A 25,819-nucleotide genomic window follows, 5' to 3' on the forward strand; every position below is an offset into this window, starting at 1 on the left:
CAGCACCCCATTCGGCAGAGAGGCGACCATGACCGACCCCGTGAGCAGCACCATCCTGCTGTTCGACATCGAGAAGTACAGCGCGCGTGACGACGTCGAGCAGGCGTATCTGCGCCGGATGCTGTACGACGTCGCCGACCACGCCCTACTGGCCGCGGGCATCGACGAAACCCTCCGGCGACGCGCCGACCGGGGGGACTCGGTAATGGAGCTGATCGACGCCAACGCCTCGGTCTCCGCGCTCCTGCGCGCTCTGCTCACCGATGTCCCCACCCAGCTGCGAGCGGTGAACCGCATGGCCTCCAGCTCGGCGCAGATGCGGTTGCGGGCGGTGGTCGCCACCGGATTCGTGGCCACCGACCGGCTCGACGGCTGGGTCGGCTCCGACCTCAATCACGCCTGCCGACTGCTCGACGGAGCGGTGCTCCGGGCCGCGCTGCGGGAGCGACCGGACCACGACCTGGCCCTCTGCGTCTCGGAGTCCGTTTACGCGGGGATCATCCGGCACAACCACGTCGGGCTCCCGGCCGAGGCGTTCACCCGGATCACCGTGGACAGCAAGAACGGATCGCTCGGCGCGTGGCTGCACGGGCCGGTACCGGCCGGAGACCTCCGGAGCTCCGACGACGGGGGCCAAGCACCGGCGTCCGAGCCGGAGGGCGACACCGCCCGCAGAGCCGTGCCACCGGGCTCCCGGTTCAGCAGCGGCACCGTCAAGGGGGACAACAACGGGGTCTCCGCAGGACAGATCGTCGGCAACGTCTCCCTCGGCGGGCACCGGGGAGAACAGCAGTGAGCGCCGCCGCCCCCGAGGCCGGTCCATCACAAGCCGACGACGAAAAGCCGGAGCAGCCAACCGAATCCGACGAACCGGCCGACGATCAGTCCAACGCCGACGATCAGCCCCAGGACGCCTGGTCCGCCCGTCGTGACCTGGAGGACCACACCCCCAGGAACATGCGGTACGGCGCCCGCGCCCGATTCAGCAGCGGCCGGGTAGACGGCGACAACCACGGCGTCAGCGCGGGCCAGATCGTCGGCAACGTGATCACCCGCACCAAGACGGAGATCTACTACCAGTTCGGCGGGGTCACCCACTCCTCCGGCGAGGTGCCGCCGGCCGCGCTGGACCGCCTCGCCGCGCACTTCGTCACCGACGAATCCCGGTTCGCCGAGCTCACCGAGCGGCTGCGAGCCGACCGTGTGCTGGTGCTCTCCGGCCCGCACTTCTCCGGACGACGCACCGCCGCCCTCATGCTGCTGCACCGCCTCGGTGCGGCACCCGTACGCGCACTGGACCGGACGACGGCGCCCAGCGCCCTCGCCCAGCACTTGGGCGCCGGTGGCCATGTGCTCTGCGACCTGATCACCGAACGCGGCCGTCCGCTGAGGGAGGCCGACGTACTGGCGGCACGCGACCGGCTCCTGGAGAAGGACGGCCACCTCGTGATCACGGTCGGGCCCCTCGCCGCCCTCGACGACATCCAGGACACCAAATGGCGGCCGCCCACGGCCGCGACCGTGCTGGAGGCCCATTTGCGCGTGGCCACCGACCCCGAGACCGCGGAGAAGCTACTGGCACTGCCCGCCGTCACCGAGTTCCTCGGCCGCGGCCACCAGCTGCGAGAGGCCGCCACATACGCGAAGGAGCTCGTCCGTTTCATCAGCGGGGACACCGATGGCCAGGCCATCGAGCAGTTCTCTCAGGCCGCCCTGGAGCGGCAGATTCAGGAGTGGTTCGAGGAGGACGAAGCCTCGCTGCACCTGCGTGACAAGGCATTCCTGGTCGCCCTGGCCGCCTTCGACGGCGGTCCTTACGCCCTGACGGCCGAGCTCAGCGATTTACTGTTCGGCCTTCTCCAGAAGACCGAGAACTCCGGCGTTTTCCCCCGGATCCCCGTCTTCGGCACCCATATGGGCAAGCGTCTCCACCTCGCTCGTGCCACCTCCTATCAGGAGGAGGAGAACACCGAGTGGGGCTCGGTCACCCAGCTCAAGGCAGCCTTCCAAGACGATCGCGCGGCACTGATCCTGATGCGCGAAGTGTGGACCGGGCACCCCTCGGCCCGCCCGGCACTGGTCGAGTGGCTGCGGCGGCTCGCGGGCGACGGCCGTCCACTGGTCCGCACGCGGGCCGCGGCCACGGCCGCCGTCCTGGCCCGCGCCGACCTGCCGTCCGCGATGGCTCTGGTCATCGAACCGTGGGCAACCGCGTCCGGCTTCCGGCACCGCCAGGTCACCGTCAACGCACTCGTCCTCGCGCACCTGCTCGGCCTGCCCAATGTGCCGCGCATCATCGACTCCTGGTGCGTCAGCGACGAGTGGCGGCTGTCCTGGGTGGCGATACGGGCCCACGGGCTCATCGGGCCCGAACGCCCTCTGGAGACACTCGTCGCCCTGCGGGGCGCGGCCCGCCGCCAGCACGACCTGGACGAGCCCCAGGAACAGGTGACCGCCGTACTGGCCGAGTCCGTGGAGCTCTTGATCCTCTCCCCCGCCGCCGACCAGGTCCTGGCCGACCTCGTCCGGACGCTCCATGACGACCACGCCGTCTTCGACCTCGCCCTGCGGGGCTTCCTCGGTGCCTGCCGACGCACCGAGCCGGGTGAGCCGCATGCCGCTCCCCCCGTTCTGGACGTCTACGCGCGGGCGGTCCATGAGCGCGGCCCGACCGCCGGGCACATCGCCGAGCTGTGGCGAGCCGCGCTCAAGGACCCCGAGCACACCAAGCAGGCACTCGAAGTGCTGCGCGGCTGGGTGCTGATCGCCGAGCACTCCGCCGGCCCCGCCGAGTGGGCACTCGCCGCACTCCTGCCCGCGCTGACGGGCTCACCAACCGAGTACCAGCGTCTCGACCATCTCCTCCGCACCATGCCGGGCGAGGACGGAGCGGCTCCGCCCCTCGTCACCCGCAGACTGCGGACCGTCCTCTCACCCCGCTGAACCCACGCCCCTCAAGGAGACCCGAAGCATGATCCGCACTACCGACTGGGAACAGCCGGCGGACCGGCACAGCGAGTTGGTCGACCCGGTGATCACGGTCCGGCAGCTGTCGCGGCTGGGGTTCTCCCGCAGACCGCTCACCCGGATCGACCACGCCCTGGTCTTCTCGACCCTGAAGGGCTCGTACGACACGTATCTCCCGCCCGTACGGCCGTCCCGCGCCGAGGCCGCCGGCAAGCGGTACACCTCGGTGTACGAAGTCGACATGGGTGTCCACCCCGTACGGGCCGACTTCACACTGCCGAGCGACAACGACGCATTCGAGTTCGGCGTGGTCCTGGACCTGTCTTGGCAGGTGGCCGACCCGGGACAGTTCGTGGCGAGCGGCCACCGGGACGTGCCCCGACTGCTCCTGGGCGAACTGGAGGAGGCGGCGCGCCCAGTGGCCCGCCGTTTCGCGATAGCTGACAGCGCCGCCGCCGAGCAGACGATCCTGGCGGCGGTGGCAGCGTCGGGCGACCTCGGCACGGCTGCCGGCCTCACCGTCTCCTGGACCCTTCGACTCCGTAGAGACCAGGAGAACATCGACCACCAGTTGCGCCTGCAGGCCATCGACCACGATGCCGTCGAGCAGATCCTCACGCAGCGGCGCGGCATGGAGTTCGACATCGAGCTGGACCGACGCCAGCGACAACAAGACGCACTGACCGTGGCTCGCCAGCGCGAGTACGGCCACCAGGAACAGGATCTCGTGCTCCAGAAGCAGCGGTGGCAGCACGAGCGGGCGGTTCTGGAGACCCAGCAGGAGGTGGAGCTGCAGCGGCTCAGGGCCGAGAAGATCACCTTCTACCAGGAACAACTCGAACAGGGTGGAATCCGCGCCTGGGCCCTGCACCTCGCCGAGCATCCCGATGACGCGGTGCTCGCCATCAACAGCATGCGTGAGGACCAGCTGAGACTGCTGGAGACGCAGAAGGACCTGGTCGGCCAGGTGCTCAGCAGCGGCACCGCGGAAAGCTACGAACTCGAGGGCCCCAAGCAGCTCGCCTTCAAGCGGTTCAGCGAGATCCTCAACCAGCGACTCCTCGGACATGCCGAACCGGGCTGGGGGGAGGCGGCTCCCGCCTCCGCGCCCCATCCGATCCAGCTGGCGGCACCGGCACCCCAGGACGCCTCGCCGACCGCTTCCCAGCCTCCGGCAACGGTGCGTCCCCCTGTCCCCCCGATGCCCGCCGCGCCCCCGGCCCGGCCGATCGAGCACACCACCTTCGAGGGCTGGCAGCCACCGCCGGGATATGGAAGCAGCCCGCGGATGCCGGCAGCGGACCGTCCCGCCGCCGAGTCCCACCCAGCCGGGGAAGCGCCTGACACGGCCGACGGGGAGACACAGACGGGGGACGATGCCCCGTGACCCGGTCCGCTCCCCGGCAGCCGACCGCCCCGGGCACCGACGTCGGTGTGCGCCTGCTGTCCGACGTACGCGCGGAGATCGCCCGCGCTGACAGCAAGGCATCCGTACTGGTCGCTGCCCTCGGCATCACGGCGGGTGTGGTCAGCGGACTCCTGGCCGGATGCGGCTGGAGCCCCGACTCGCTCTCCCGGCTCGGTGCGGTCACCTGGTGGGGCGGCACCACCCTCCTCGCCCTCGCGCTGTTGGCACTCCTCATGGCGGTGGTGCCGCGCTTCGGAGCGAACGGCTGGACACCCGGGATGCCCCTCTCGTACTTCGGCGACATCCGGCAGGCCGCGCGACAGGGGCGACTGACACAGGCACTCGCCGACACCGAACACGCCCCGGCCGCCTCGCTCCTGGCCGCCCTCGCCGAGACCAGCCGGATCGCCGCCCGCAAGCACCAGTGGATACGCGGCGGGCTCCTCGCCTTCTGTGCCGGGGCGGTCCTGCTGCCGCTCTCCCGGCTCGTCGGCTGATGCCCGCCCAGCGAAGGATCGCCATGGCCACACCACCCGAGCCGCCTTACCCGGGCACCGGGCCGACCCCGCCCGGGCAACCGGGACCCGGCCCTGCCCAACCGCTGCCCGCCCCGGACGACTTGGACTACCAGCACGCACCCGGCAGCCGCGTCCACCTCAGGGCACACCAGCGCGGCACGGACGCCGCCGCGCTGGGAAGGCTCGCCCTGCACGTCCCCGGATTCCTGATCAGCCTGTTGTCGGTTCTGCTCGTCACCTGGCTGCTCGACGAAAGCGTGGGACTCCCCTACTGGATCCTGGCCCTGCTATGGGTCCTGTCCGGCGCCCTCGTCTTCCACCGGCCCACCGAGGACTTCTTCGCCCGCCACCTCCTGGGCCTGCGGCGCCCGATGCCGTGGGAGACGGCCCGGCTCGCGCCGGTGTGGCGGGAAGTCACGGCCAGAGCCGGTGTGGACGGGAGTCGGTACGAGCTGTGGATCGAGAACAGCCAGGACCTCAACGCCTACGCGGCGGCCGGCCATATCGTCGGCGTCACCCGCTACGCGCTGGAGCAGCTGCCGAGTGCCCAGCTCGCCGCCGTACTCGCCCATGAACTCGGCCACCACACCGGCGGACACGCCTGGTCTTCGCTGCTCGGCTACTGGTACGCGCTGCCCGGCCGGATCGCCTGGCGGACGGTCCGTGAGGTCGTCCTCTTCGTCATCACCTTCGCCAGCCGCCTGTCCTGGCTCGCCACGACCGTCCTGCTTGCGGTGATCGGCACCGTCGCCGTGGCCACGGTGGCCGAGCTCTATGGGACGCCCCTGCTGCTACCCACCCTTCCGTACCTCATGGCCGCCGTCGGCCGCCGCTCCGAACTGCGGGCTGACGAATACGCCGCTGTGCACGGCTTCGGACCGAAGCTCGCGGAAGTACTCCAGATGCTGCACAGCGCGGACCAGCAGACGCTCCTCTCGGCGACTCCCCTGGGGTCCCCGAAGACGCGGACCGGTCCGTTGTCCAGACTGCTGTCCGACCATCCGGACTACCCGACCCGGCTGCTCCGCCTCCAGCCCTACCTGCGGCCGGGCCGGTGATCTGCGCGGGACACGCCGAAGGGCGCACACCCCGTGTGAAACGGAGTGTGCGCCCTTCGGTCAGACGTACGCCTTACTGGTTGTACGGACCGTAGTCGTAGTCCTCCAGCGGAACGGCCTGGCCGGAGCCCGTGCCGAACGGCGAGTAGTCGATGTCGTCGTAGCCGACGGCCGAGTACATCGCGGCCTTCGCCTCCTCGGTCGGCTCGACCCGGATGTTGCGGTAGCGGGACAGACCCGTACCGGCCGGGATGAGCTTACCGATGATGACGTTCTCCTTGAGGCCGATGAGGCTGTCGGACTTGGCGTTGATCGCCGCATCCGTCAGCACTCGGGTCGTCTCCTGGAAGGAGGCGGCCGACAGCCAGGACTCCGTCGCCAGCGAGGCCTTGGTGATACCCATCAGCTGCGGACGGCCGGAGGCGGGGTGACCGCCCTCGGTGACCACACGACGGTTCTCGGTCTCGAACTTCGACCGCTCGACCAGCTCGCCCGGCAGGAGCTCCGCGTCGCCGGACTCGATGATCGTCACGCGGCGCAGCATCTGCCGGATGATGATCTCGATGTGCTTGTCGTGGATCGACACGCCCTGCGAGTTGTAGACCTTCTGGACTTCGCCGACCAGGTGGACCTGGACCGCGCGCTGACCGAGGATCCGGAGCACGTCGTGCGGGTTGGTGGCACCCACGGTGAGCTTCTGGCCCACCTCGACGTGGTCGCCCTCGCCCACCAGCAGACGGGCACGCTTCGAGATCGGGAACGCCGTCTCGTCGCTGCCGTCGTCCGGGGTGACGACGATCTTCTTCGTCTTCTCGGTCTCCTCGATGCGGATGCGACCCGCGGCCTCGGAGATCGGGGCGACACCCTTCGGCGTACGGGCCTCGAAGAGCTCGACGACACGGGGCAGACCCTGGGTGATGTCGTCACCGGCCACACCACCGGTGTGGAAGGTACGCATCGTCAGCTGGGTACCGGGCTCACCGATGGACTGGGCGGCGATGATGCCGACCGCCTCACCGATGTCGACCAGCTTGCCGGTGGCCAGCGAGCGGCCGTAGCAGAAGGCACAGGTGCCGACGGCCGACTCACAGGTCAGGACCGAGCGGGTCTTGACCTCCTCGACGCCCGCGTTGACCAGCGCGTCGATGAGCACGTCACCGAGGTCCACGTTGGCCGGCGCGATGACCTTGCCGTCGACGACGACGTCCTCGGCGAGCATCCGGGCGTAGACCGAGGTCTCGACGTCCTCCGTCTTGCGGAGCACACCGTCCTCGCCGCGCACGGCGATCTTCAGCTTGAGGCCGCGGTCGGTGCCGCAGTCCTCCTCGCGGATGATCACGTCCTGCGAGACGTCCACCAGACGACGGGTCAGGTAACCCGAGTCGGCGGTACGCAGGGCGGTGTCCGCCAGACCCTTACGGGCACCGTGCGTGGAGATGAAGTACTCCAGAACGGTGAGGCCCTCACGGAAGGACGCCTTGATCGGACGCGGGATGGTCTCGTTCTTCGCGTTCGACACCAGACCACGCATACCCGCGATCTGACGCATCTGCATCATGTTTCCTCGGGCACCCGAGTCAACCATCATGAAGATGGGGTTCGTCTTCGGGAAGTTCGCGTTCATCGCCTCGGCAACCTCGTTGGTCGCCTTGGTCCAGATCGCGATGAGCTCCTGCGTGCGCTCGTCCTTGGTGATCAGACCGCGCTCGTACTGCTTCTGGACCTTCTCGTCCTGCGCCTCGTAGCCCGCGACGATCGCCTTCTTGGCCTCGGGGACCACGACGTCGGAGATGGCCACGGTGACACCGGAACGGGTCGCCCAGTAGAAGCCCGCCGCCTTCAGGTTGTCGAGCGTCGCCGCCACGATGACCTTGGGGTAGCGCTCGGCCAGGTCGTTGACGATCTCGGAGAGCTGCTTCTTGCCCACCGAGTAGTCGACGAACGGGTAGTCCTCGGGCAGCAGCTCGTTGAAGAGCGCGCGGCCCAGCGACGTGCGCAGCCGGAAGGAGTCGCCCTGCTGCCAGGTCGTCTCGCCCTCCTCCTCGACCGGCGGGGTCCAGCCACGCGGCGGGACGGTGCCGATCGGGAAGCGGATGTCGACCTTCGCCTGGAGCGAGAGCTCCCGGGCGTCGAACGCCATGATCGCTTCGGCGGTGGAGTTGAACGCCCGGCCGGCGCCCTTGACCTCGCGCTCTTCCTCGTCGGTCGTGAGGAAGAACAGACCGAGGACCATGTCCTGGGTCGGCATGGTGACGGGACGGCCGTCGGCCGGCTTCAGGATGTTGTTCGAGGACAGCATCAGGATGCGGGCCTCGGCCTGCGCCTCCGCGGAGAGCGGCAGGTGCACGGCCATCTGGTCACCGTCGAAGTCCGCGTTGAACGCGGTGCAGACGAGCGGGTGGATCTGGATGGCCTTGCCCTCGACCAGCTGCGGCTCGAACGCCTGGATGCCGAGGCGGTGCAGCGTGGGCGCACGGTTCAGCAGGACCGGGTGCTCGGCGATGACCTCTTCGAGGACGTCGTAGACGACCGTACGGCCGCGCTCGACCATCCGCTTGGCGCTCTTGATGTTCTGCGCGTGGTTCAGGTCGACCAGGCGCTTCATCACGAACGGCTTGAAGAGCTCCAGCGCCATGGCCTTGGGCAGACCACACTGGTGCAGCTTCAGCTGCGGACCGACGACGATCACGGAACGCGCGGAGTAGTCCACGCGCTTGCCGAGCAGGTTCTGACGGAATCGACCCTGCTTGCCCTTCAGCATGTCGCTGAGGGACTTCAGCGGACGGTTGCCGGGGCCCGTGACCGGGCGACCACGACGGCCGTTGTCGAAGAGGGCGTCGACCGCCTCCTGGAGCATCCGCTTCTCGTTGTTCACGATGATCTCGGGGGCACCGAGGTCGAGCAGACGCTTCAGACGGTTGTTGCGGTTGATCACGCGGCGGTACAGGTCGTTCAGGTCGGAGGTCGCGAAGCGGCCACCGTCCAGCTGCACCATCGGACGCAGGTCCGGCGGGATGACCGGCACGCAGTCCAGCACCATGCCCTTGGGGCTGTTGCTGGTCTGCAGGAACGCGGAGACGACCTTGAGGCGCTTGAGCGCACGGGTCTTCTTCTGGCCCTTGCCGGTGCGGATGATCTCGCGGAGGCGCTCGGCCTCCTCGTCGAGGTCGAAGGTCTCCAGGCGCTTCTGCAGGGCAGCGGCACCCATCGAGCCGTCGAAGTACGTGCCGAAGCGGTCACGCAGCTCGCGGTAGAGGAGCTCGTCGCCTTCCAGGTCCTGGACCTTGAGGTTCTTGAAGCGCGACCAGACCTCGTCCAGACGGTCGATCTCGCGCTGCGCGCGGTCGCGCAGCTGCTTCATCTCGCGCTCGGCACCTTCGCGCACCTTGCGGCGCACGTCGGCCTTGGCGCCCTCGGCCTCCAGCTCGGCGAGGTCCGTCTCGAGCTTCTTGGCGCGGCCTTCGAGGTCCGAGTCGCGGCGGTTCTCGATCTGCTGGCGCTCGACGGAGACGTGGGCCTCCAGCGACGGCAGGTCGCGCGTACGGCGCTCCTCGTCCACGAACGTGATCATGTACGCGGCGAAGTAGATGACCTTCTCAAGGTCCTTCGGCGCGAGGTCGAGCAGGTAGCCAAGGCGCGACGGGACGCCCTTGAAGTACCAGATGTGGGTCACGGGAGCGGCAAGCTCGATGTGGCCCATCCGCTCACGGCGCACCTTGGCGCGCGTGACCTCGACGCCACAGCGCTCACAGATGATGCCCTTGAAGCGGACGCGCTTGTACTTGCCGCAGTAGCACTCCCAGTCCCGGGTCGGACCGAAGATCTTCTCGCAGAAGAGTCCGTCCTTTTCGGGCTTGAGGGTGCGGTAGTTGATGGTCTCCGGCTTCTTGACCTCACCGTGGGACCACTGACGGATGTCGTCAGCAGTGGCGAGGCCGATCCGCAGCTCGTCGAAGAAGTTGACGTCGAGCACTTGTCGTCAATCCCTCTTTCGGGGTCGATTCTTCAAGATGGTCTGAGGGGGGTCCGGGGACGGCGGGGGCTCTCAGGGAGCCCCCGCCAGACCCGTCAGACCTCTTCGACGCTGCTCGGCTCGCGCCGGGACAGGTCGATACCGAGCTCCTCCGCAGCGCGGAAGACGTCCTCGTCCGTGTCGCGCATCTCGATGGACATGCCGTCCGAGGACAGCACCTCCACGTTGAGGCAGAGCGACTGCATTTCCTTGATGAGCACCTTGAAGGACTCGGGAATGCCGGGCTCGGGGATGTTCTCGCCCTTGACGATCGCCTCGTAGACCTTGACACGGCCGGTGACGTCGTCGGACTTGATGGTCAGCAGCTCCTGGAGGGCGTACGCGGCGCCGTATGCCTCCAGCGCCCACACCTCCATCTCACCGAAGCGCTGGCCACCGAACTGGGCCTTACCACCCAGCGGCTGCTGGGTGATCATCGAGTACGGACCGGTCGAGCGGGCGTGCAGCTTGTCGTCGACCAGGTGGTGCAGCTTCAGGATGTACATGTACCCGACCGAGATCGGGTCCGGGAACGGCTCGCCGGAGCGGCCGTCGAACAGCTGGGCCTTGCCCGAGGGCTGGACCAGCCGGTCGCCGTCGCGGTTGGGGATCGTGGCTCCGAAGAGACCGGCGATCTCGTCCTCGCGGGCACCGTCGAAGACCGGGGTCGCGACGTTGGTGCCGGGGGCGACCTGGTCGGCGCCGATGACCTGGAGGCGCTGGGCCCAGTCGTCGGCGAGGCCGGAGACGTCCCAGCCGCGGCTGGCGAGCCAGCCGAGGTGGATCTCCAGCACCTGTCCCGGGTTCATTCGGGACGGGACACCCAGGGGGTTCAGGATGATGTCGACCGGGGTGCCGTCCTCCAGGAACGGCATGTCCTCGATCGGCAGGATCTTGGAGATGACACCCTTGTTGCCGTGACGGCCGGCGAGCTTGTCACCGTCGGTGATCTTGCGCTTCTGCGCCACGTACACGCGCACCAGCTGGTTCACACCGGGGGGAAGCTCGTCGCCCTCCTCGCGGTCGAAGACGCGGACGCCGATGACCTTGCCGGTCTCGCCGTGCGGCACCTTCAGCGAGGTGTCACGGACCTCACGGGCCTTCTCACCGAAGATCGCGCGCAGCAGGCGCTCCTCCGGCGTCAGCTCGGTCTCGCCCTTGGGCGTGACCTTGCCGACGAGGATGTCGCCGGCGACGACCTCGGCACCGATACGGATGATGCCGCGCTCGTCGAGGTCGGCGAGGACCTCCTCGGAGACGTTCGGGATGTCCCGGGTGATCTCCTCGGGGCCGAGCTTGGTGTCACGGGCGTCGACCTCGTGCTCCTCGATGTGGATCGAGGAGAGGACGTCGTCCTGCACGAGGCGCTGCGACAGGATGATCGCGTCCTCGTAGTTGTGACCCTCCCACGGCATGAACGCCACGAGCAGGTTCTTGCCCAGCGCCATCTCGCCGTTCTCGGTGGCCGGACCGTCGGCGAGGACCTGGCCCGCGATGATCCGCGCGCCCTCGTCGACGACGACCTTCTGGTTGACCGAGGTGCCCTGGTTCGAGCGGGAGAACTTGTGCAGGCGGTACGTGGTGTACGTGCCGTCGTCGTTGGCGATGGTGATGTAGTCCGCGGAGACCTCCTGGACCACACCGTCCTTCTCGGCCTTGAGCACGTCGCCGGCGTCGGTGGCGCAGCGGTACTCCATGCCGGTGCCGACGAGCGGCGCCTCGGACTTAATCAGCGGCACGGCCTGACGCATCATGTTCGCGCCCATGAGGGCACGGTTGGCGTCGTCGTGCTCGAGGAAGGGGATCATCGCGGTCGCGACCGACACCATCTGGCGCGGCGAGACGTCGATGTAGTCCACCTCGGCCGGCGGCACGTAGTCGACCTCGCCGCCACGGCGGCGGACCAGGACGCGGGCCTCGGTGAGCTGGAGCTCGTCGTTGAGCGCGGCGTTGGCCTGCGCGATGACGAAGCGGTCCTCCTCGTCGGCCGTGATGTAGTCGACCTCGTCGGTGACCTGGCCCTCGACGACCTTGCGGTACGGCGTCTCGATGAAGCCGAACGCGTTGACGCGGCCGTAGGAGGCGAGCGAACCGATCAGACCGATGTTCGGGCCTTCGGGCGTCTCGATCGGGCACATGCGGCCGTAGTGGGACGGGTGCACGTCACGGACCTCGAAGCCGGCCCGCTCACGGGAGAGACCACCCGGGCCAAGCGCCGACAGACGGCGCTTGTGGGTGAGACCCGACAGCGGGTTGTTCTGGTCCATGAACTGCGACAGCTGCGAGGTGCCGAAGAACTCCTTGATCGACGCCACGACCGGGCGGATGTTGATCAGGGTCTGCGGGGTGATCGCCTCGACGTCCTGGGTCGTCATGCGCTCGCGCACGACGCGCTCCATACGAGCCAGACCCGTACGGACCTGGTTCTGGATGAGCTCGCCGACGTTGCGCAGACGACGGTTGCCGAAGTGGTCGATGTCGTCGGTCTCGACGACGATGTTCCGGCCCGACTCGCCGACCGTCTCGGTCTCGCCCGCGTGCAGCTTGACCAGGTACTTGATCGTCGCGATGACGTCGTCCGTGGTGAGCACGCCGGCGTCCAGCGGCTCGTCCGCGCCGAGCTTCTTGTTCACCTTGTAGCGGCCGACCTTCGCGAGGTCGTAGCGCTTCGGGTTGAAGTAGAGGTTCTCGAGCAGCGTCTGAGCGGCCTCACGGGTCGGCGGCTCGCCCGGACGCAGCTTGCGGTAGATGTCGAGCAGCGCGTCGTCCTGGCCCTGGGTGTGGTCCTTCTCCAGGGTGGCGCGCATCGACTCGTACTCGCCGAACTCCTCCAGGATCTGCTCGGTGGTCCAGCCGAGAGCCTTCAGGAGGACGGTGACGGACTGCTTGCGCTTGCGGTCGATGCGGACACCGACCATGTCGCGCTTGTCGATCTCCATCTCCAGCCAGGCACCCCGGGACGGGATGATCTTGGCCGTGAAGATGTCCTTGTCGGACGTCTTGTCGATGTTGGAGTCGAAGTAGACACCCGGCGAGCGGACGAGCTGCGACACCACGACACGCTCGGTGCCGTTGATGACGAAGGTGCCCTTGTTGGTCATGAGCGGGAAGTCGCCCATGAAGACCGTCTGGGACTTGATCTCGCCGGTCTCGTTGTTGGTGAACTCGGCGGTGACGAAGAGCGGGGCCGCGAACGTGAAGTCGCGCTCCTTGCACTCGTCGATCGAGTTCTTCGGGGGCTCGAAACGGTGGTCGCGGAAGGTCAGCGACATCGACCCGCTGAAGTCCTCGATCGGGGAGATCTCCTCGAAGATCTCCTCCAGACCGGACTTGGTGGGGACGTCCTGTCCGTTCTCGAGAGCGGCCTCGACGCGAGCCTTCCAAGCGGCATTGCCGAGCAGCCAGTCAAAGCTCTCGGTTTGCAGCGCAAGGAGGTTCGGAACCTCGAGGGGCTCCTTGATCTTTGCAAAGGAGATGCGCAGCGGGGCGGTGCTGGCGCCGTTGTTCGTATTGGCGGTCGAGGCGTTGCGCGAGGCGGCCAAGAGGGGGTCCTTCCGAGGGCTCGGACTCACTACGCGCGTACCGGTCCCACGTGGGCACAGAGAAAGACGTTTCCCGATTCAGCCGGAGAAGGCCAGGTCAGGGCAGTTCCATCCGAGGTGCTCAAGCGAGGGCATGCCCCTGGTGACGGGCAGGGGGCAGCTAACAGGCAGCGCAAAGGGACAGTGTAGCCACTCGGCCCACTGATGTCCAGGGCGGATTTTTCGCGACCCTCATTGTTCTTCTCAGTACCTCGGCAAGCCACGCGCCGTGACGGCGCACATCGATACTGCCCTCTTCGCCGTCGATCCATGCCTCGGATCCGGATCGTTGTGACGACGCGTCCTGAGAATTGCGCGCTGCGTGCGGTTCGTCAAGACCCCTCAGCTCCGCAGAGATCGCCCCGTTACTGCGACGAGGCGTGCACGGGGCGTACAGCGATGATCACCATACTCCCTGTCCGCCCCCGCGCAACGCAGGCGTCACGGCGATGCCCGGGTACGCCGAAGGGCGACCACCCAGATGGATGATCGCCCTTTGGTGTGTGCGCGTTACACGCCCCGGGGGGACGTCACGCGCGAAGAGTCAGAAGACTCGTGAGGTCACTTGACCTCGACGGCCGCACCGGCAGCCTTGAGGGACTCGGCGGCCTTGTCAGCGGCCTCCTTGTTGACCTTCTCCAGGACCGGCTTCGGGGTGCCGTCGACGAGGTCCTTGGCCTCCTTCAGACCCAGCGAGGTCAGCTCACGCACGACCTTGATGACCTGGATCTTCTTGTCGCCGGCGCCGGTGAGGATGACGTCGAACTCGTCCTTCTCCTCGACGGCCTCGGCGGCGCCACCAGCGGCACCACCGGCGGCGGCAACGGCGACCGGGGCGGCGGCGGTGACGTCGAACTTCTCCTCGAACGCCTTGACGAACTCGGCGAGCTCGATGAGGGTCATGCCCTCGAACTGCTCGAGCAGGTCGTCCTGAGACAGCTTCGCCATGATGGGCGATCCTTCCACTAATTCGGCAGGTGCCGGATGTATAGAGAGGCGGGCGTAACGGCCCGCTACAACCCGCGCACTAGGCGGCGCGGATCAATGCGCGAGCCGAATTACTCGGCACCGCCCTGCTCGGCCTTCTTGGCACGAAGCGCCTCCGCGGTGCGGACGAACTTCGAGGGAAGCGCCTGGAAGAGCGCGGCAGCCTGGGACTGCTTGCCCTTCATGGCGCCCGCCAGCTTGGCGAGCAGAACCTCGCGGGACTCGAGGTCCGCAAGCTTCTTGATCTCATCGGCGGACAGCGCCTTGCCATCAAGGACACCGCCCTTGATGATCAGGTTGGGGTTCTCCTTGGCGAAGTCACGAAGACCCTTCGCCGACTCCACCGGGTCACCGGTGATGAAGGCGGCACCCGTCGGACCAGTGAACTGGTCGTCGAGCGAGGTGATCCCGGCGTTGTTGGCCGCAATCTTGGTCAGCGTGTTCTTCACCACGGCGTACTGGGCGTTCTCACCGAGCGAGCGGCGCAGCGTCTTGAGCTGGGCCACGGTGAGACCCCGGTACTCGGTCAGCACGACGGCGTTAGAGCTGCGGAACTTGTCCTCGAGCTCGGCTACGTCGGCAGCCTTGTTGGGCGTCGGCATAGTGCGTCGGCCTCCTTCCGGGTGATGAGGACCGCTCAGAAGGGGCCGCGAAATACGAAACGCCCCGGCGCAAGTGCACGGGGCGCAGCTCGACCGGACTAATCCGGGAACCATCCACAGTCACCTGCGCGGGTCGTCCGCACGGAGCGGATCCTTCGGCCACCGCCCCTCTTGCGAAGGCACGGCAACGACCAGCGGTCTTTGGCTTCTGTAGGAGAGTACGCGACGCATTCCGGATCGAGCAAATCCGGTCGTACGGGGCGGTGGGCGCGGGGCGAGCCTTCAGTGAGGCCCCCGCCGGTGCCGCCCGCCGTCAGGCGCCGCCCGTGCCCGCGCCCGCCTTGGCGGCCAGGTCGCCGAGGTTCTTCAGCATCGCCATCAGATCGGCGGTCTCGGCCGCGGGCGGGGCCGTGACCCGGGCCTTGGTGCCGTAGTCCGAGTAGTGCGTGGAGGTGGTGACCTTGCCCTGGGCGCTGTCCATCCCGACGTCCATCCGGACCGGGTAGCCGTCCGCGTTCACCCAGACCTCGGTGTCGTACCCCTTGACCTGGGTCTTCTTCATGTTGGCCAGCAGCTGCTCGCGCTCCTGGGCGGTCAGGGTGTCGAGCATCTTGTTGTTCTTGAGCATCTCGTCGATGGTCAGCGTGCCCTTGTAGTGCTCGGCGGCGACCCCGTCGATCCGCTCGGCGCCCAGGTGCTTCAGATTGGGCGAGTCCAGCAGCAGGGCCAGCTGCTGGGCCGGGTCCTGGTTCATGTTCTCCATGCCGGCCGTCAGCTGCTTGACCAGCTGGCCCTTGCCGGACTCCTTGGCCAGCGCGGTCGGGTCCAGCTTGACCCAGCGCTTGCCGTCGAACATCTTGCCCGCCTCGCCCGCGGAGCCCATGTCCACGTACATGACGTTGTCCACCCAGAGCATGCGCGTCTTCTCCGGGGCGCCCGACAGGCCCTTGGCCGCCGAGGTGGTCACCGTGAGGTCCATGGCCGTCGGGTTCCAGGCCATGACGCCGCTGGTCTCGGTGGTGCCCGGGCCCTCGCCCAGCGAGGCGGGGGCCGTCACCGACATCCGGACCTTGGCCGACTTGGCCGCGGCGGTCTTCTTGTACGCCGCCGCCAGGACCTGGGAGGCGGCGGTGCGCGACTGCGGCGCCGCGGCCTCCTTGGCCGCCCCCGCGCCGTCGGCCTTCTCGTCGTCGCCGCCGCAGCCCGCGGCTCCCGCCACCACCACGGTGACCGTGGCCAGCGAGAGCGCCGCCCGCGTCCATCCGGACCTGCTCATGAACCCCACCCCTTGCCATCCCCGCCGTGATCCCGTCGACCGGGCCGATCATCTGCACCGTAACCCAAGGCTGTGACGGGTGTGACGAATTATGTCGGCAGTTGTACGGGTTACGACTGCTGCGAGGCGGCCGACTTGGGCTTGATGAGGCTGGTGAAGTCCACCGTGTCGGAGGCCGCCGGGGCCTCGGCCGCGACCTTCACGCCGTAGTCCGAGTAGAAGGCGGTGCTGTTCAGCACGCCGTTCTTGGTCGCGGCGCTCTCGGTCTTCTTGACCAGCAGGTCGTTCTTGTCCACCCAGATGTCGACGGTGTCCGTGGTGACGCCGCTCTGGTTCATCTGGGCCTTGAAGGCTTCCAGCGTCTTCGCGTCCAGCCCGGAGCTGCGGTCGACCAGCTTGGCCATGTCGACCGTGCCCGCGTAGTGCGTGGCCTGGACGCCGCGGACGTCCTCGGTGCCGACCTTCTTGACGTCGCCCGAGGCCAGCAGCGCCTTCACGCCCTGCTGGGGCGTCGAGTTCTGCATCTGGTCCTTCATGACGGCGCCGGCCGGGCCCATCAGCTTGGCCATGTCGTCGTACCCGTACCGGATCCAGTGCTTGCCGCCGATGCTCTGGGCGAACCGGGGGCCCATGTTGGCGAAGTAGGCGTCGCGCAGATAGCGGGCGTCGATGCTCTCGGCGCCCATCTGCCGCATCGTCTGCGCCATGGTGCCCTGGGTGTACTTCATCCGCATGGCGCCGGTCGTGCCGTCGCCCCACGCCAGCGCGCCGTTGCCCGCCAGGCCCAGCGTCGTGCCCATCGACATGGTCATCTCGACCTTGGCCGAGCCCGCGCCGTCGGTCTTCTTCTGCACCGCCCGGAGGGCCGCGACCGGGCTGAAGTCGGACCCGGACTTGTGCTGCTCCTTGGCGGGAGCGCTCTTGTCCTTGCCGTCCGACCCGCCGCAGGCGGCGACACCCGCGAGCGCCGCGGCGATCGCGACGACCGATATCCCCGTACGCCGTACGGACCTGGTGCTCATGGTTCCCCCTCGAATGCGTTTTCCCTTGCCGCTCGACGGTAGCGCAGGGCTCTGACAACACCGCGTCCGGCGGGGGCTGTTGGGACGCGGTTGCGACAAAAAGCCGGGCCCCGCGCCTCCGGAGAGGTGCGGGGCCCGGCTTGGGACCAGCCGATGCGAGCCGATCAGGCTCGGCCCGGTCAGACAGCCGCCGGGTCCTCCTCGACGAGGAGGTTGCGGGTGCGGTTCTGGTCCAGGGTGATACCGGGGCCCATCGTGGTGGTGATGGTCGCCTTCTTGATGTACCGGCCCTTGGCGGCGGACGGCTTCAGACGGAGGATCTCCTCCAGAGCGGCGCCGTAGTTCTCCACCAGCTTGGCGTCGTCGAAGGACACCTTGCCGATGATGAAGTGCAGGTTCGAGTGCTTGTCGACGCGGAACTCGATCTTGCCGCCCTTGATCTCCTCGACGGCCTTGGCGACGTCGGGGGTGACCGTGCCGGTCTTCGGGTTCGGCATCAGACCACGCGGACCGAGCACGCGGCCGAGGCGGCCGACCTTGCCCATGAGGTCCGGGGTGGAGACGACGGCGTCGAAGTCCAGACGGCCCTTAGCGACCTCGTCGATGAGCTCGTCCGAGCCCACGATGTCGGCGCCCGCGGCACGCGCGGCCTCGGCACGGTCACCGGTCGCGAAGACCAGGACCCGGGCGGTCTTGCCGGTGCCGTGCGGGAGGTTCACGGTGCCACGGACCATCTGGTCGGCCTTGCGCGGGTCGACACCCAGGCGGAAGGCGACCTCGACGGTGCCGTCGAACTTGGTCGTGGAGGTCTCCTTGGCGAGACGGACGGCCTCGAGCGGGGCGTACAGCTTGTCCGCGTCGATCTTGGCGTCCGCAGCGCGGAGAGTCTTGCTGCGCTTCACTTCAGCTCCTGTGTTGGTTCAGGCATGGAGTCGTGGTGCGGGCCAGCGCTTGGCCCTACCACTGGGGGTACTGCGGGGAAGGCTGCGATCAGCCCTCGACCGTGATGCCCATGGAACGGGCGGTGCCAGCGATGATCTTGGACGCGGCGTCCAGGTCGTTGGCGTTCAGGTCGGCGAGCTTGGTCGTGGCGATCTCACGGACCTGCGCCTCGGTGATCTTGGCGACCTTGGTCTTGTGGGGCTCGCCGGAGCCCTTCTCCACGCCCGCGGCCTTGAGGATCATCTTCGCGGCCGGCGGAGTCTTGGTGATGAAGGTGAAGGAACGGTCCTCGTAGACCGTGATCTCCACCGGGATCACCCAGCCACGCTGCGACTCGGTGGCCGCGTTGTAGGCCTTGCAGAACTCCATGATGTTGACGCCGTGCTGACCGAGCGCGGGGCCGACCGGCGGGGCCGGGTTGGCCGCACCGGCGTTGATCTGGAGCTTGATAAGCCCCGTGACCTTCTTCTTCTTGGGAGGCATTGCTCTCTCCGGGTCCTAGTGAGAGTGAACCGCCTGCATCCGGTCATCCGGATGGAGGCATACCGCACAACGATAACGGGTATAGCTGTGCGGCTAAAAACCGAGCAGGTCAGACGGGCTTTACAGCGCCCGTCTGACCTGTTCGGAAGACGTGTGGTCCGGAAGAAACTAGTTCTTCTGGATCTGGTCGAAGCTGAGCTCGACCGGGGTCTCGCGGCCGAAGATCTCGACGAGGCCCTTGACCTTCTTCGAGTCGGCGTTGATCTCGTTGATCGTGGCCTGGAGCGTGGCGAACGGGCCGTCGGTGACGGTGACCGAGTCGCCGACCTCGAAGTCCAGGACCTCGACGGTGACCTTGCGGGCCGGAGCCGGCTTGCCCTCGGCCTCGGCGGCCTCGCGGGCGGCCTTCTCCTCGGCCTCCGGGGCGAGCATCTTGACGATCTCGTCCAGGGTCAGCGGGTACGGGTCGTAGGCGTTGCCCACGAAGCCGGTGACGCCCGGGGTGTTGCGGACGACGCCCCAGGACTCGTTCGTCAGATCCATGCGGACGAGAACGTAACCGGGCAGCTTGTTCTGCCGGACGTTCTTGCGCTCGCCGTTCTTGATCTGGACGATCTCTTCCTCGGGCACCTCGGCCTGGTAGATGAACTCCTCGACGTTCAGCGAGACGGCGCGCTGCTCCAGGTTGGCCTTCACGCGCTTCTCGTAGCCCGCGTAGGTGTGGATCACGTACCACTCGCCGGGCAGGCCGCGCAGCTCCTGGCGGAGCGCCTCGACCGGGTCGACGGGCGCGGCGGGAGCCTCCTCGGCCTCGTCCTCGTCGGCGTCCGCCTCGTCCTCGTCGGCGACGTCCTCGTCGGCGTCCTCGTCCTCGGACTCGTCCGCTTCCAGCTCGTCCTCGTCCTCGACGTGGAGCGCAGCCTCCTCGGCCGGCTCGCCCGCCTCGGCGTCGGCAGCCTCGGCCTCGTCCGGGTCCACGGCGTCCGCCGCCTCGACGATGTCGAGCTGGTCCTCCACGGACTCCACCGACTCGATGGCGTCGTTCAGGTTCGGGTCAGACACGTGGCTGCTTCTTCCTGGTTACAGATGGGTGGAACAAATGCGAAAAAGGCGCCGGTGGGCGCCCTGTTACGCAGCGGATCAGCCGAAGACGTACTTGACGACGTGCTGGAATCCGGTGTCGATCACGGTCACGATGCCGATCATGATGACGACGAACACGATCACCACGGTGGTGTACGTCGACAGCTGGTTGCGGGTCGGCCAGACGACCTTGCGGAGCTCGGCGACGACCTGGCGGTAGAAGAGCGCGAGACGGCCCAGCGGGCCCTTCTTGCCGCGCTTGCCGCCCTTGCGGCCCTTCTTCTTCGCATCCTTGTCCGCAGCGGCGGAGTCGGCTGCCTCGTCCTGGGCATCAGGCATGTCGATGGAGCCCACGGCGTCCGTCACGCTTCTCACCTGATTCCGGGTCGTGGCCGTGCCGCGCCCGGTGGAGCCGCACGGCGGTGCATAGAAGTACGTACATGCGCACACACCCTGGCGAAGGTGTGTGTAGCAGGGCCGGAGGGACTTGAACCCCCAACCGCTGGTTTTGGAGACCAGTGCTCTACCAATTGAGCTACGACCCTTTGTGGTTCCCCCAACCTACCGCATCCGCCCGAGTGCACCGAGTGCACGGAGTGGAGTTGGTTGGTGGAGGCCAACGACAGGTGAGTGTACGTGGTCCCGGGCCCGGCGTCGAACAGATACCTCCCGACGGCTCGCCGAGGACGCCCCGGAGGGGGTGTGCAACTGCCCCGTCCGGTCCGTGAAACCCGTGTGCCCGGGGCGCGGGAGGTCTGGGACGATGGCCGTATGAGCGCTGCAACTTCTCCGACCGAGCGCCGGGTGTCCGCGCGCATCGGCGCGATCTCCGAGTCCGCGACCCTCGCCGTCGACGCCAAGGCCAAGGCCCTCAAGGCCGCCGGGCGCCCGGTGATCGGCTTCGGCGCCGGTGAGCCCGACTTCCCGACCCCGGACTACATCGTCGACGCGGCAGCCGCCGCCTGTCACGACCCCAAGTACCACCGCTACACGCCGGCCGGCGGCCTCCCCGAGCTGAAGAAGGCCATCGCCGAGAAGACCCTGCGCGACTCCGGCTTCGAGGTCGACCCGTCCCAGGTCCTGGTGACCAACGGCGGCAAGCAGGCGATCTACGAGGCGTTCGCGGCGATCCTGGACCCGGGCGACGAGGTCATCGTCCCGGCGCCGTACTGGACCACCTACCCGGAGTCGATCCGGCTCGCGGGTGGTGTGCCGGTCGAGGTCGTCACCGACGAGACCACCGGCTACCGGGCCTCGGTCGAGCAGCTGGAGGCGGCGCGCACCGAGAACACCAAGGTCGTCCTGTTCGTCTCCCCGTCCAACCCGACCGGCGCGGTCTACACCGAGGCCGAGGTCGAGGCGATCGGCCGCTGGGCGCACGAGCACGGCCTGTGGGTGCTCACCGACGAGATCTACGAGCACCTGGTCTACGGCGACGCGAAGTTCACCTCGCTGCCGGTGGCGGTGCCGGAGCTGCGCGACAAGTGCATCATCGTCAACGGCGTCGCCAAGACGTACGCGATGACCGGCTGGCGGGTCGGGTGGGTCATCGGCCCCAAGGACGTCATCAAGGCCGCGACCAACCTCCAGTCGCACGCCACGTCCAACGTGGCCAACGTCTCCCAGGTGGCGGCCATCGCCGCGGTCTCCGGGAACCTGGACGCGGTCGCCGAGATGCGCAAGGCGTTCGACCGCCGCCGCCAGACCATCGTGAAGATGCTCGGCGAGATCGACGGCGTGGTCTGCCCGACCCCCGAGGGCGCGTTCTACGCGTACCCGTCGGTCAAGGGCCTGCTCGGCAAGGAGATCCGCGGTCAGCGCCCGCAGACCTCGGTCGAGCTCGCCGCGCTGATCCTGGACGAGGCCGAGGTCGCGGTCGTTCCCGGCGAGGCGTTCGGCACTCCCGGCTACCTGCGTCTTTCGTACGCGCTCGGCGACGAGGACCTGATCGAGGGCGTCTCGCGGATCCAGAAGCTGCTGGCCGAGGCGCGCGACTGACGCGCCCGCCCCGGTGACGGGCCGCCCGCCGATCCCGGCCGGCGGCCCGTTACTGCGTTCGGGCAAGGTCCCGATCGGGGAAAGGGGCTGTCGGATGCCGGTGGGGTGCGGCAAGATCCTTCAATGGAGCACGTTCGCGACGTACACGACCTGCCGAAGGCCCATCTGCACCTGCACTTCACGGGGTCGATGCGCCCCTCGACCATGCTGGAGCTCGCCGACAAGTACGGGGTGCACCTGCCCGACGCGCTGACCAGCGGCGAGCCGCCGAAGCTGCGGGCCACCGACGAGCGCGGCTGGTTCCGCTTCCAGCGCCTCTACGACATCGCGCGCTCGTGTCTGCGCGCCCCCGAGGACATCCAGCGGCTGGTGCGCGAGGCCGCCGAGGAGGACGTCCGGGACGGCTCGGGCTGGCTGGAGATCCAGGTCGACCCGACCTCGTACGCGCCGATGCTGGGCGGGCTCATCCCGGCCCTGGAGATCATCCTGGACGCGGTGGACACGGCCGCCCGCGAGACGGGGCTCGGCATGCGCGTCCTGGTCGCCGCGAACCGGATGAAGCACCCGCTGGACGCCCGCACCCTGGCCCGGCTCGCGGTGCGCTACGCCGACCGGGGCGTGGTCGGCTTCGGGCTCTCCAACGACGAACGCCGGGGCATGGCACGGGACTTCGACCGCGCCTTCGCCATCGCCCGCGAGGGCGGGCTGCTGGCCGCCCCGCACGGCGGCGAGCTGACCGGCCCGGCCTCGGTGCGCGACTGCCTGGACGATCTGCACGCCTCCCGCATCGGCCACGGGGTGCGCGCCGCCGAGGACCCGAGGCTGCTGAAGCGGCTGGCCGAGCGCGGGATCACCTGTGAGGTCTGCCCGGCCTCCAACGTGGCCCTGGGCGTCTACGAGAAGCCCGAGGACGTGCCGCTGCGCACGCTGTACGAGGCCGGGGTGCCGCTGGCGCTGGGCGCCGACGACCCGCTCCTGTTCGGCTCCCGGCTCGCCGCCCAGTACGAGATCGCCCGCCGCCACCACGGCTTCACCGACGCCGAACTGGCCGAGCTGGCCCGCCAGTCGGTGCGGGGCTCGGCGGCGCCCGAGGAGGTGCGCGGCACGCTCCTGGCGGGCATCGACGCCTGGCTGGCCGCCGAGCCGTCGGACGGCCCGGGCGGGCTCGCCCGCTAGCGGGGCCGGGCGCTCAGCCGATCCCGGCGAGCAGCGTGCGGGCCAGCGAGGCGGCGAAGTCGTCCAGGGCGGCCGGGGGCTTGCCGTCCTCGGTCATCTCGTACGCGTAGGCGCGGTGGGCGCAGGCGCCCAGGAGCAGCGAGGCCGCTGCGTAGGTGTCGGCTCCGGCGCGCAGCCGCCCGGCGGCCTGCTCGGCCCGCAGATAGGCGTCCAGGCCCCGGATCGGCATGTGCGGGCCGTTGCCGAGCTCGCGCAGCCCCTCGGCGTGGCGCTCGCGCAGCCGGGGGTCGGCGTAGAGGGAGGCGGCGATCGGGAAGGTCTGGGCGTAGAACAGCGCGGCCTGGCGGGCGATCTCGGTGAGGTTCTCCTCGACGCTGCCCTCCCCCGGCCGGGCCGCGAGCCGGTCGAGCAGCGGCGTCAGCTCGGGCAGCCGCTCGCGCAGCACGGTGACGAAGAGCTCCTCCTTGCTCGCGAAGTACTTGTAGATCGCGGCCTCGGAGCAGCCGACGGCGCGGGCGATCTCCTTGGTGGTGGCGCGGGCGAGCCCGATGGTGAGCATCAGCTCGTGGGCCGCGTCGACGATGCGGCCCCGGGCCGACTGACGCTGCATGGAAGCTCCGTTCGGCCGGGGCGCACCGGGAGCGCGCCCGGCTTCGCTTGTTGATCACGCTTGACGAGTGGGTGAGTGCTTACTCACTCTAGGGGGTGAGTAAGTACTTACCCACGGGGAGGGCCACACCCATGAAGCTCACCGTCTTCGGTGCGAGCGGCAGGATCGGCGCACAGGTCGTCACACAAGCGCTGGCCGCAGGACACCAGGTCACCGCGGTGGTGCGGGACCCGGCGCGGTTCACGGCGACCGGGCCGGGCCTGGAGCTGGTGCGGGCGGACCTGGCGGACCCGGAGTCCCTGCGGGACGCCGTGGCGGGCCGGGACGCGGTGCTCTCCGGCCTGGGCGCCAACAGCCGGGCGGACGCGGCCACCGGCGTCACGGCCCGGCTGACCGCCTCGGTCGTGAAGGCGATGGACGCGGCGGGCACCCGCCGGCTGCTGGTGGTCAGCGCGGGCCCGGTGGGCCCGGAGGCGCCGGACGACCCGTTCCTGGACCGGCTGACGCTGACGGTGGTGCAGCGCGTCCTCAAGGACGTCTACGGCGATCTGCGCCGGATGGAGTCCGACCTGGCGGCCTCGGCCCTGGACTGGACGGCGGTGCGCCCGGTCCGGCTGGTGAACAAGCCGCTCACCGGCGCGTACCGCACCGCCGTGGCCGCGACGCCGCGCAGCGCGCGCAGCATCGGGCGCGCGGACGTGGCGCACGCGATGCTGCGGATGATCGACGACCCGGCGACGGTGAAACAGGGCGTCTGCGTGGCCTACTGAGGCGCCCGCCGGGTGGCCGATGGGGGCCGCGCGCCCGGCCGCCCCGGGCCCGGGGCCCGTCCGTGGCCCCGCCCGGCCCCCGCGGGCTCAGATCTCGGCGCCGACCGTCACCGGCTCGTTGACGAGCGTCACCCCGAAGGCCCGCTCCACGCCCGCGACGACCTCGCGGGCCAGCGCGAGCAGGTCCTCGGTGGTGGCGCCGCCGCGGTTGGTCAGCGCGAGGGTGTGCTTGGTGGAGATGCGGGCGGGCCCCGAGCCGTACCCCTTGGTGAACCCGGCCCGGTCGATGAGCCAGGCCGCCGAGGTCTTGGTGCGGCCGTCGTCCAGCGGCCAGGCGGGCGGGGCGACGTCGGCGCCCAGGCGCTCGTGCACGCGCGCGAGGAACGCCTCGTACTCCGCCGCCTCCAGGATCGGGTTGGTGAAGAAGGAGCCGGCCGACCAGGTGTCGTGGTCCTCCGGGTCGAGCACCATGCCCTTGCCCGCGCGCAGCTTCAGCACGGTCTCGCGGGCGTCGGCGGCCGGGACGCGGTCACCGGGCCCGACGCCCAGCGCCCGGGCGGTCTCCGCGTACTTGATCGGCGCGGACAGCCCCCCGGCGTCCTCCAGCTCGAACCGCACGCGCAGCACGACATAGCGGTCGGGGTGCGCCTTGAAGCGGCTGTGCCGGTACGAGAAGTCGCACGCGGCGGCGGGCAGGACGACCGTGCGCCCCTCGGCGCGGTCGTAGGCGACGACCTCGGCGATGGTGGCCGAGACCTCCTGCCCGTACGCGCCCACGTTCTGGATCGGGGTGGCCCCGGCGGATCCCGGGATTCCGGCCAGGCACTCGATGCCGGCCAGCCCGGCCGCCACGGTACGGGCGACGACATCGGTCCAGACCTCGCCGGCCGCCACCTCCAGCCGGGTCCCCTCCAGCGAGAAGCCCTCGGTGGCGATCCGCAGCACGGTGCCGGCGAACCCCTTGTCCCCGATGACCAGGTTGCTGCCGCCGCCGACGATCAGCAGCGGCGTCCGGCCCGCGTCCGCCTCCCGTACGACGTCGATGACCTCGTCGTCGGTGACGGCGGTGACCAGCCGCTCGGCGGGCCCGCCGAGCCGGAAGGTGGTGAGGGGGGCGAGGGGGGCGTCGTGAAGTACCTGCACGGGGACAAGCGTACGGGTCGGGCCGGACGGGCCCGGGGCACGGCCCCGGCGGACGTTCCCGGGCCCGGCCGCCCGCGGGAGCGCCGGAGCCCCCGCCCCGCCGCCCGCCGGGGGGGGCGGACGCGGGACGGGGGCTGCGGGCGCGGCTGGGCTCGGCGCGCGGGCCGGGCGACGGCGTACGGG

At 69.2% G+C, this 25,819-nt stretch carries 20 protein-coding genes and 1 tRNA gene; 8 read left to right on the top strand and 13 right to left on the bottom strand.

Features of this window, described 5'->3' with window-relative positions:
• The first annotated feature begins 28 nt into the window (after positions 1-28).
• The 5 genes from AB5J87_RS14660 to AB5J87_RS14680 are packed head-to-tail and all read left to right on the top strand — an operon-like array spanning position 29 to position 5,951.
• A complete protein-coding gene (locus AB5J87_RS14660) occupies positions 29-796 on the top strand; it encodes a hypothetical protein (RefSeq protein ID WP_369377038.1) in 768 nt (255 codons plus the stop codon).
• The gene (locus tag AB5J87_RS14665; RefSeq protein ID WP_369377040.1) at positions 793-2,943 is read left to right on the top strand and encodes a hypothetical protein; all 2,151 of its coding nucleotides are present in this window, start codon (positions 793-795) and stop codon (positions 2,941-2,943) included. The genes AB5J87_RS14660 and AB5J87_RS14665 overlap by 4 nt, the downstream gene beginning before the upstream one ends.
• Positions 2,944-2,971: 28 nt before the next feature.
• Entirely contained in the window at positions 2,972-4,354 is a 1,383-nt protein-coding gene (locus tag AB5J87_RS14670; RefSeq protein WP_369377041.1) for a hypothetical protein, read from the top strand.
• Positions 4,351-4,872, top strand: coding sequence for a Pycsar system effector family protein (locus AB5J87_RS14675; RefSeq protein WP_369377042.1), 522 nt, complete (start codon positions 4,351-4,353; stop codon positions 4,870-4,872). Before AB5J87_RS14670 ends, AB5J87_RS14675 begins: the two co-directional genes overlap by 4 nt.
• Before the next feature lie 23 nt (positions 4,873-4,895).
• Positions 4,896-5,951: a M48 family metalloprotease gene (locus tag AB5J87_RS14680; RefSeq protein ID WP_369377043.1), complete on the top strand. Its 1,056-nt coding sequence runs from the start codon at positions 4,896-4,898 to the stop codon at positions 5,949-5,951.
• Positions 5,952-6,024: 73 nt separating this feature from the next.
• Here the strand turns inward: AB5J87_RS14680 and AB5J87_RS14685 are convergent, their stop codons facing one another.
• The 11 genes from AB5J87_RS14685 to AB5J87_RS14735 form a co-directional block, all read right to left on the bottom strand.
• The gene (locus AB5J87_RS14685) at positions 6,025-9,924 is read right to left on the bottom strand and encodes a DNA-directed RNA polymerase subunit beta' (protein ID WP_369377044.1); all 3,900 of its coding nucleotides are present in this window, start codon (positions 9,922-9,924) and stop codon (positions 6,025-6,027) included.
• Between the two features lie 95 nt (positions 9,925-10,019).
• Positions 10,020-13,505, bottom strand: coding sequence for a DNA-directed RNA polymerase subunit beta (gene rpoB / locus AB5J87_RS14690; RefSeq protein ID WP_369377046.1), 3,486 nt, complete (start codon positions 13,503-13,505; stop codon positions 10,020-10,022).
• A 600-nt stretch (positions 13,506-14,105) separates the two neighbouring features.
• Positions 14,106-14,492: a 50S ribosomal protein L7/L12 gene (gene rplL, locus AB5J87_RS14695; protein WP_369377047.1), complete on the bottom strand. Its 387-nt coding sequence runs from the start codon at positions 14,490-14,492 to the stop codon at positions 14,106-14,108.
• A gap of 110 nt (positions 14,493-14,602) precedes the next feature.
• Positions 14,603-15,133: a 50S ribosomal protein L10 gene (gene rplJ, locus AB5J87_RS14700; protein ID WP_369377048.1), complete on the bottom strand. Its 531-nt coding sequence runs from the start codon at positions 15,131-15,133 to the stop codon at positions 14,603-14,605.
• 313 nt (positions 15,134-15,446) lie between these two features.
• Entirely contained in the window at positions 15,447-16,409 is a 963-nt protein-coding gene (locus tag AB5J87_RS14705; RefSeq protein ID WP_369377049.1) for a hypothetical protein, read from the bottom strand.
• A gap of 110 nt (positions 16,410-16,519) precedes the next feature.
• Positions 16,520-17,431: a hypothetical protein gene (locus AB5J87_RS14710; protein ID WP_369377050.1), complete on the bottom strand. Its 912-nt coding sequence runs from the start codon at positions 17,429-17,431 to the stop codon at positions 16,520-16,522.
• 179 nt (positions 17,432-17,610) lie between these two features.
• The gene (gene rplA / locus AB5J87_RS14715) at positions 17,611-18,333 is read right to left on the bottom strand and encodes a 50S ribosomal protein L1 (protein WP_369377051.1); all 723 of its coding nucleotides are present in this window, start codon (positions 18,331-18,333) and stop codon (positions 17,611-17,613) included.
• Positions 18,334-18,421: 88 nt separating this feature from the next.
• Positions 18,422-18,856, bottom strand: coding sequence for a 50S ribosomal protein L11 (gene rplK, locus AB5J87_RS14720; RefSeq protein ID WP_053731185.1), 435 nt, complete (start codon positions 18,854-18,856; stop codon positions 18,422-18,424).
• Positions 18,857-19,024: 168 nt separating this feature from the next.
• On the bottom strand, positions 19,025-19,918 hold the full coding sequence (gene nusG, locus AB5J87_RS14725; RefSeq protein WP_369377052.1) for a transcription termination/antitermination protein NusG: 894 nt from the start codon (positions 19,916-19,918) through the stop codon (positions 19,025-19,027).
• A gap of 78 nt (positions 19,919-19,996) precedes the next feature.
• On the bottom strand, positions 19,997-20,305 hold the full coding sequence (secE, locus tag AB5J87_RS14730; RefSeq protein ID WP_369377054.1) for a preprotein translocase subunit SecE: 309 nt from the start codon (positions 20,303-20,305) through the stop codon (positions 19,997-19,999).
• A gap of 106 nt (positions 20,306-20,411) precedes the next feature.
• Positions 20,412-20,484 (bottom strand) — tRNA-Trp (locus AB5J87_RS14735).
• Between the two features lie 226 nt (positions 20,485-20,710).
• On the opposite strand from AB5J87_RS14735, the gene AB5J87_RS14740 reads away from it, so the two are divergent.
• Complete coding sequence (locus AB5J87_RS14740; protein ID WP_369377055.1) at positions 20,711-21,937, top strand: pyridoxal phosphate-dependent aminotransferase; 1,227 nt, start codon at positions 20,711-20,713, stop codon at positions 21,935-21,937.
• Positions 21,938-22,060: 123 nt separating this feature from the next.
• Positions 22,061-23,113: an adenosine deaminase gene (locus AB5J87_RS14745; protein ID WP_369377057.1), complete on the top strand. Its 1,053-nt coding sequence runs from the start codon at positions 22,061-22,063 to the stop codon at positions 23,111-23,113.
• Between the two features lie 13 nt (positions 23,114-23,126).
• Here AB5J87_RS14745 and AB5J87_RS14750 read toward each other — a convergent pair whose 3' ends face one another.
• Positions 23,127-23,723 (bottom strand): TetR/AcrR family transcriptional regulator, encoded by a 597-nt coding sequence (locus AB5J87_RS14750; protein ID WP_369377058.1) that lies wholly within the window; start codon positions 23,721-23,723, stop codon positions 23,127-23,129.
• 131 nt (positions 23,724-23,854) lie between these two features.
• Here AB5J87_RS14750 and AB5J87_RS14755 point away from each other — a divergent pair, with 131 nt between their 5' ends.
• Positions 23,855-24,493, top strand: coding sequence for an NAD(P)-dependent oxidoreductase (locus tag AB5J87_RS14755; RefSeq protein ID WP_369377059.1), 639 nt, complete (start codon positions 23,855-23,857; stop codon positions 24,491-24,493).
• An 87-nt stretch (positions 24,494-24,580) separates the two neighbouring features.
• Here the strand turns inward: AB5J87_RS14755 and AB5J87_RS14760 are convergent, their stop codons facing one another.
• Positions 24,581-25,636, bottom strand: a complete 1,056-nt coding sequence (locus AB5J87_RS14760) for a UDP-N-acetylmuramate dehydrogenase (RefSeq protein WP_369377060.1) — start codon at positions 25,634-25,636, stop codon at positions 24,581-24,583.
• Positions 25,637-25,819 lie beyond the last annotated feature (183 nt).

The organism is Streptomyces sp. cg36 (assembly GCF_041080675.1).
In the GTDB taxonomy this organism is placed as follows: Bacteria; Actinomycetota; Actinomycetes; order Streptomycetales; family Streptomycetaceae; genus Streptomyces.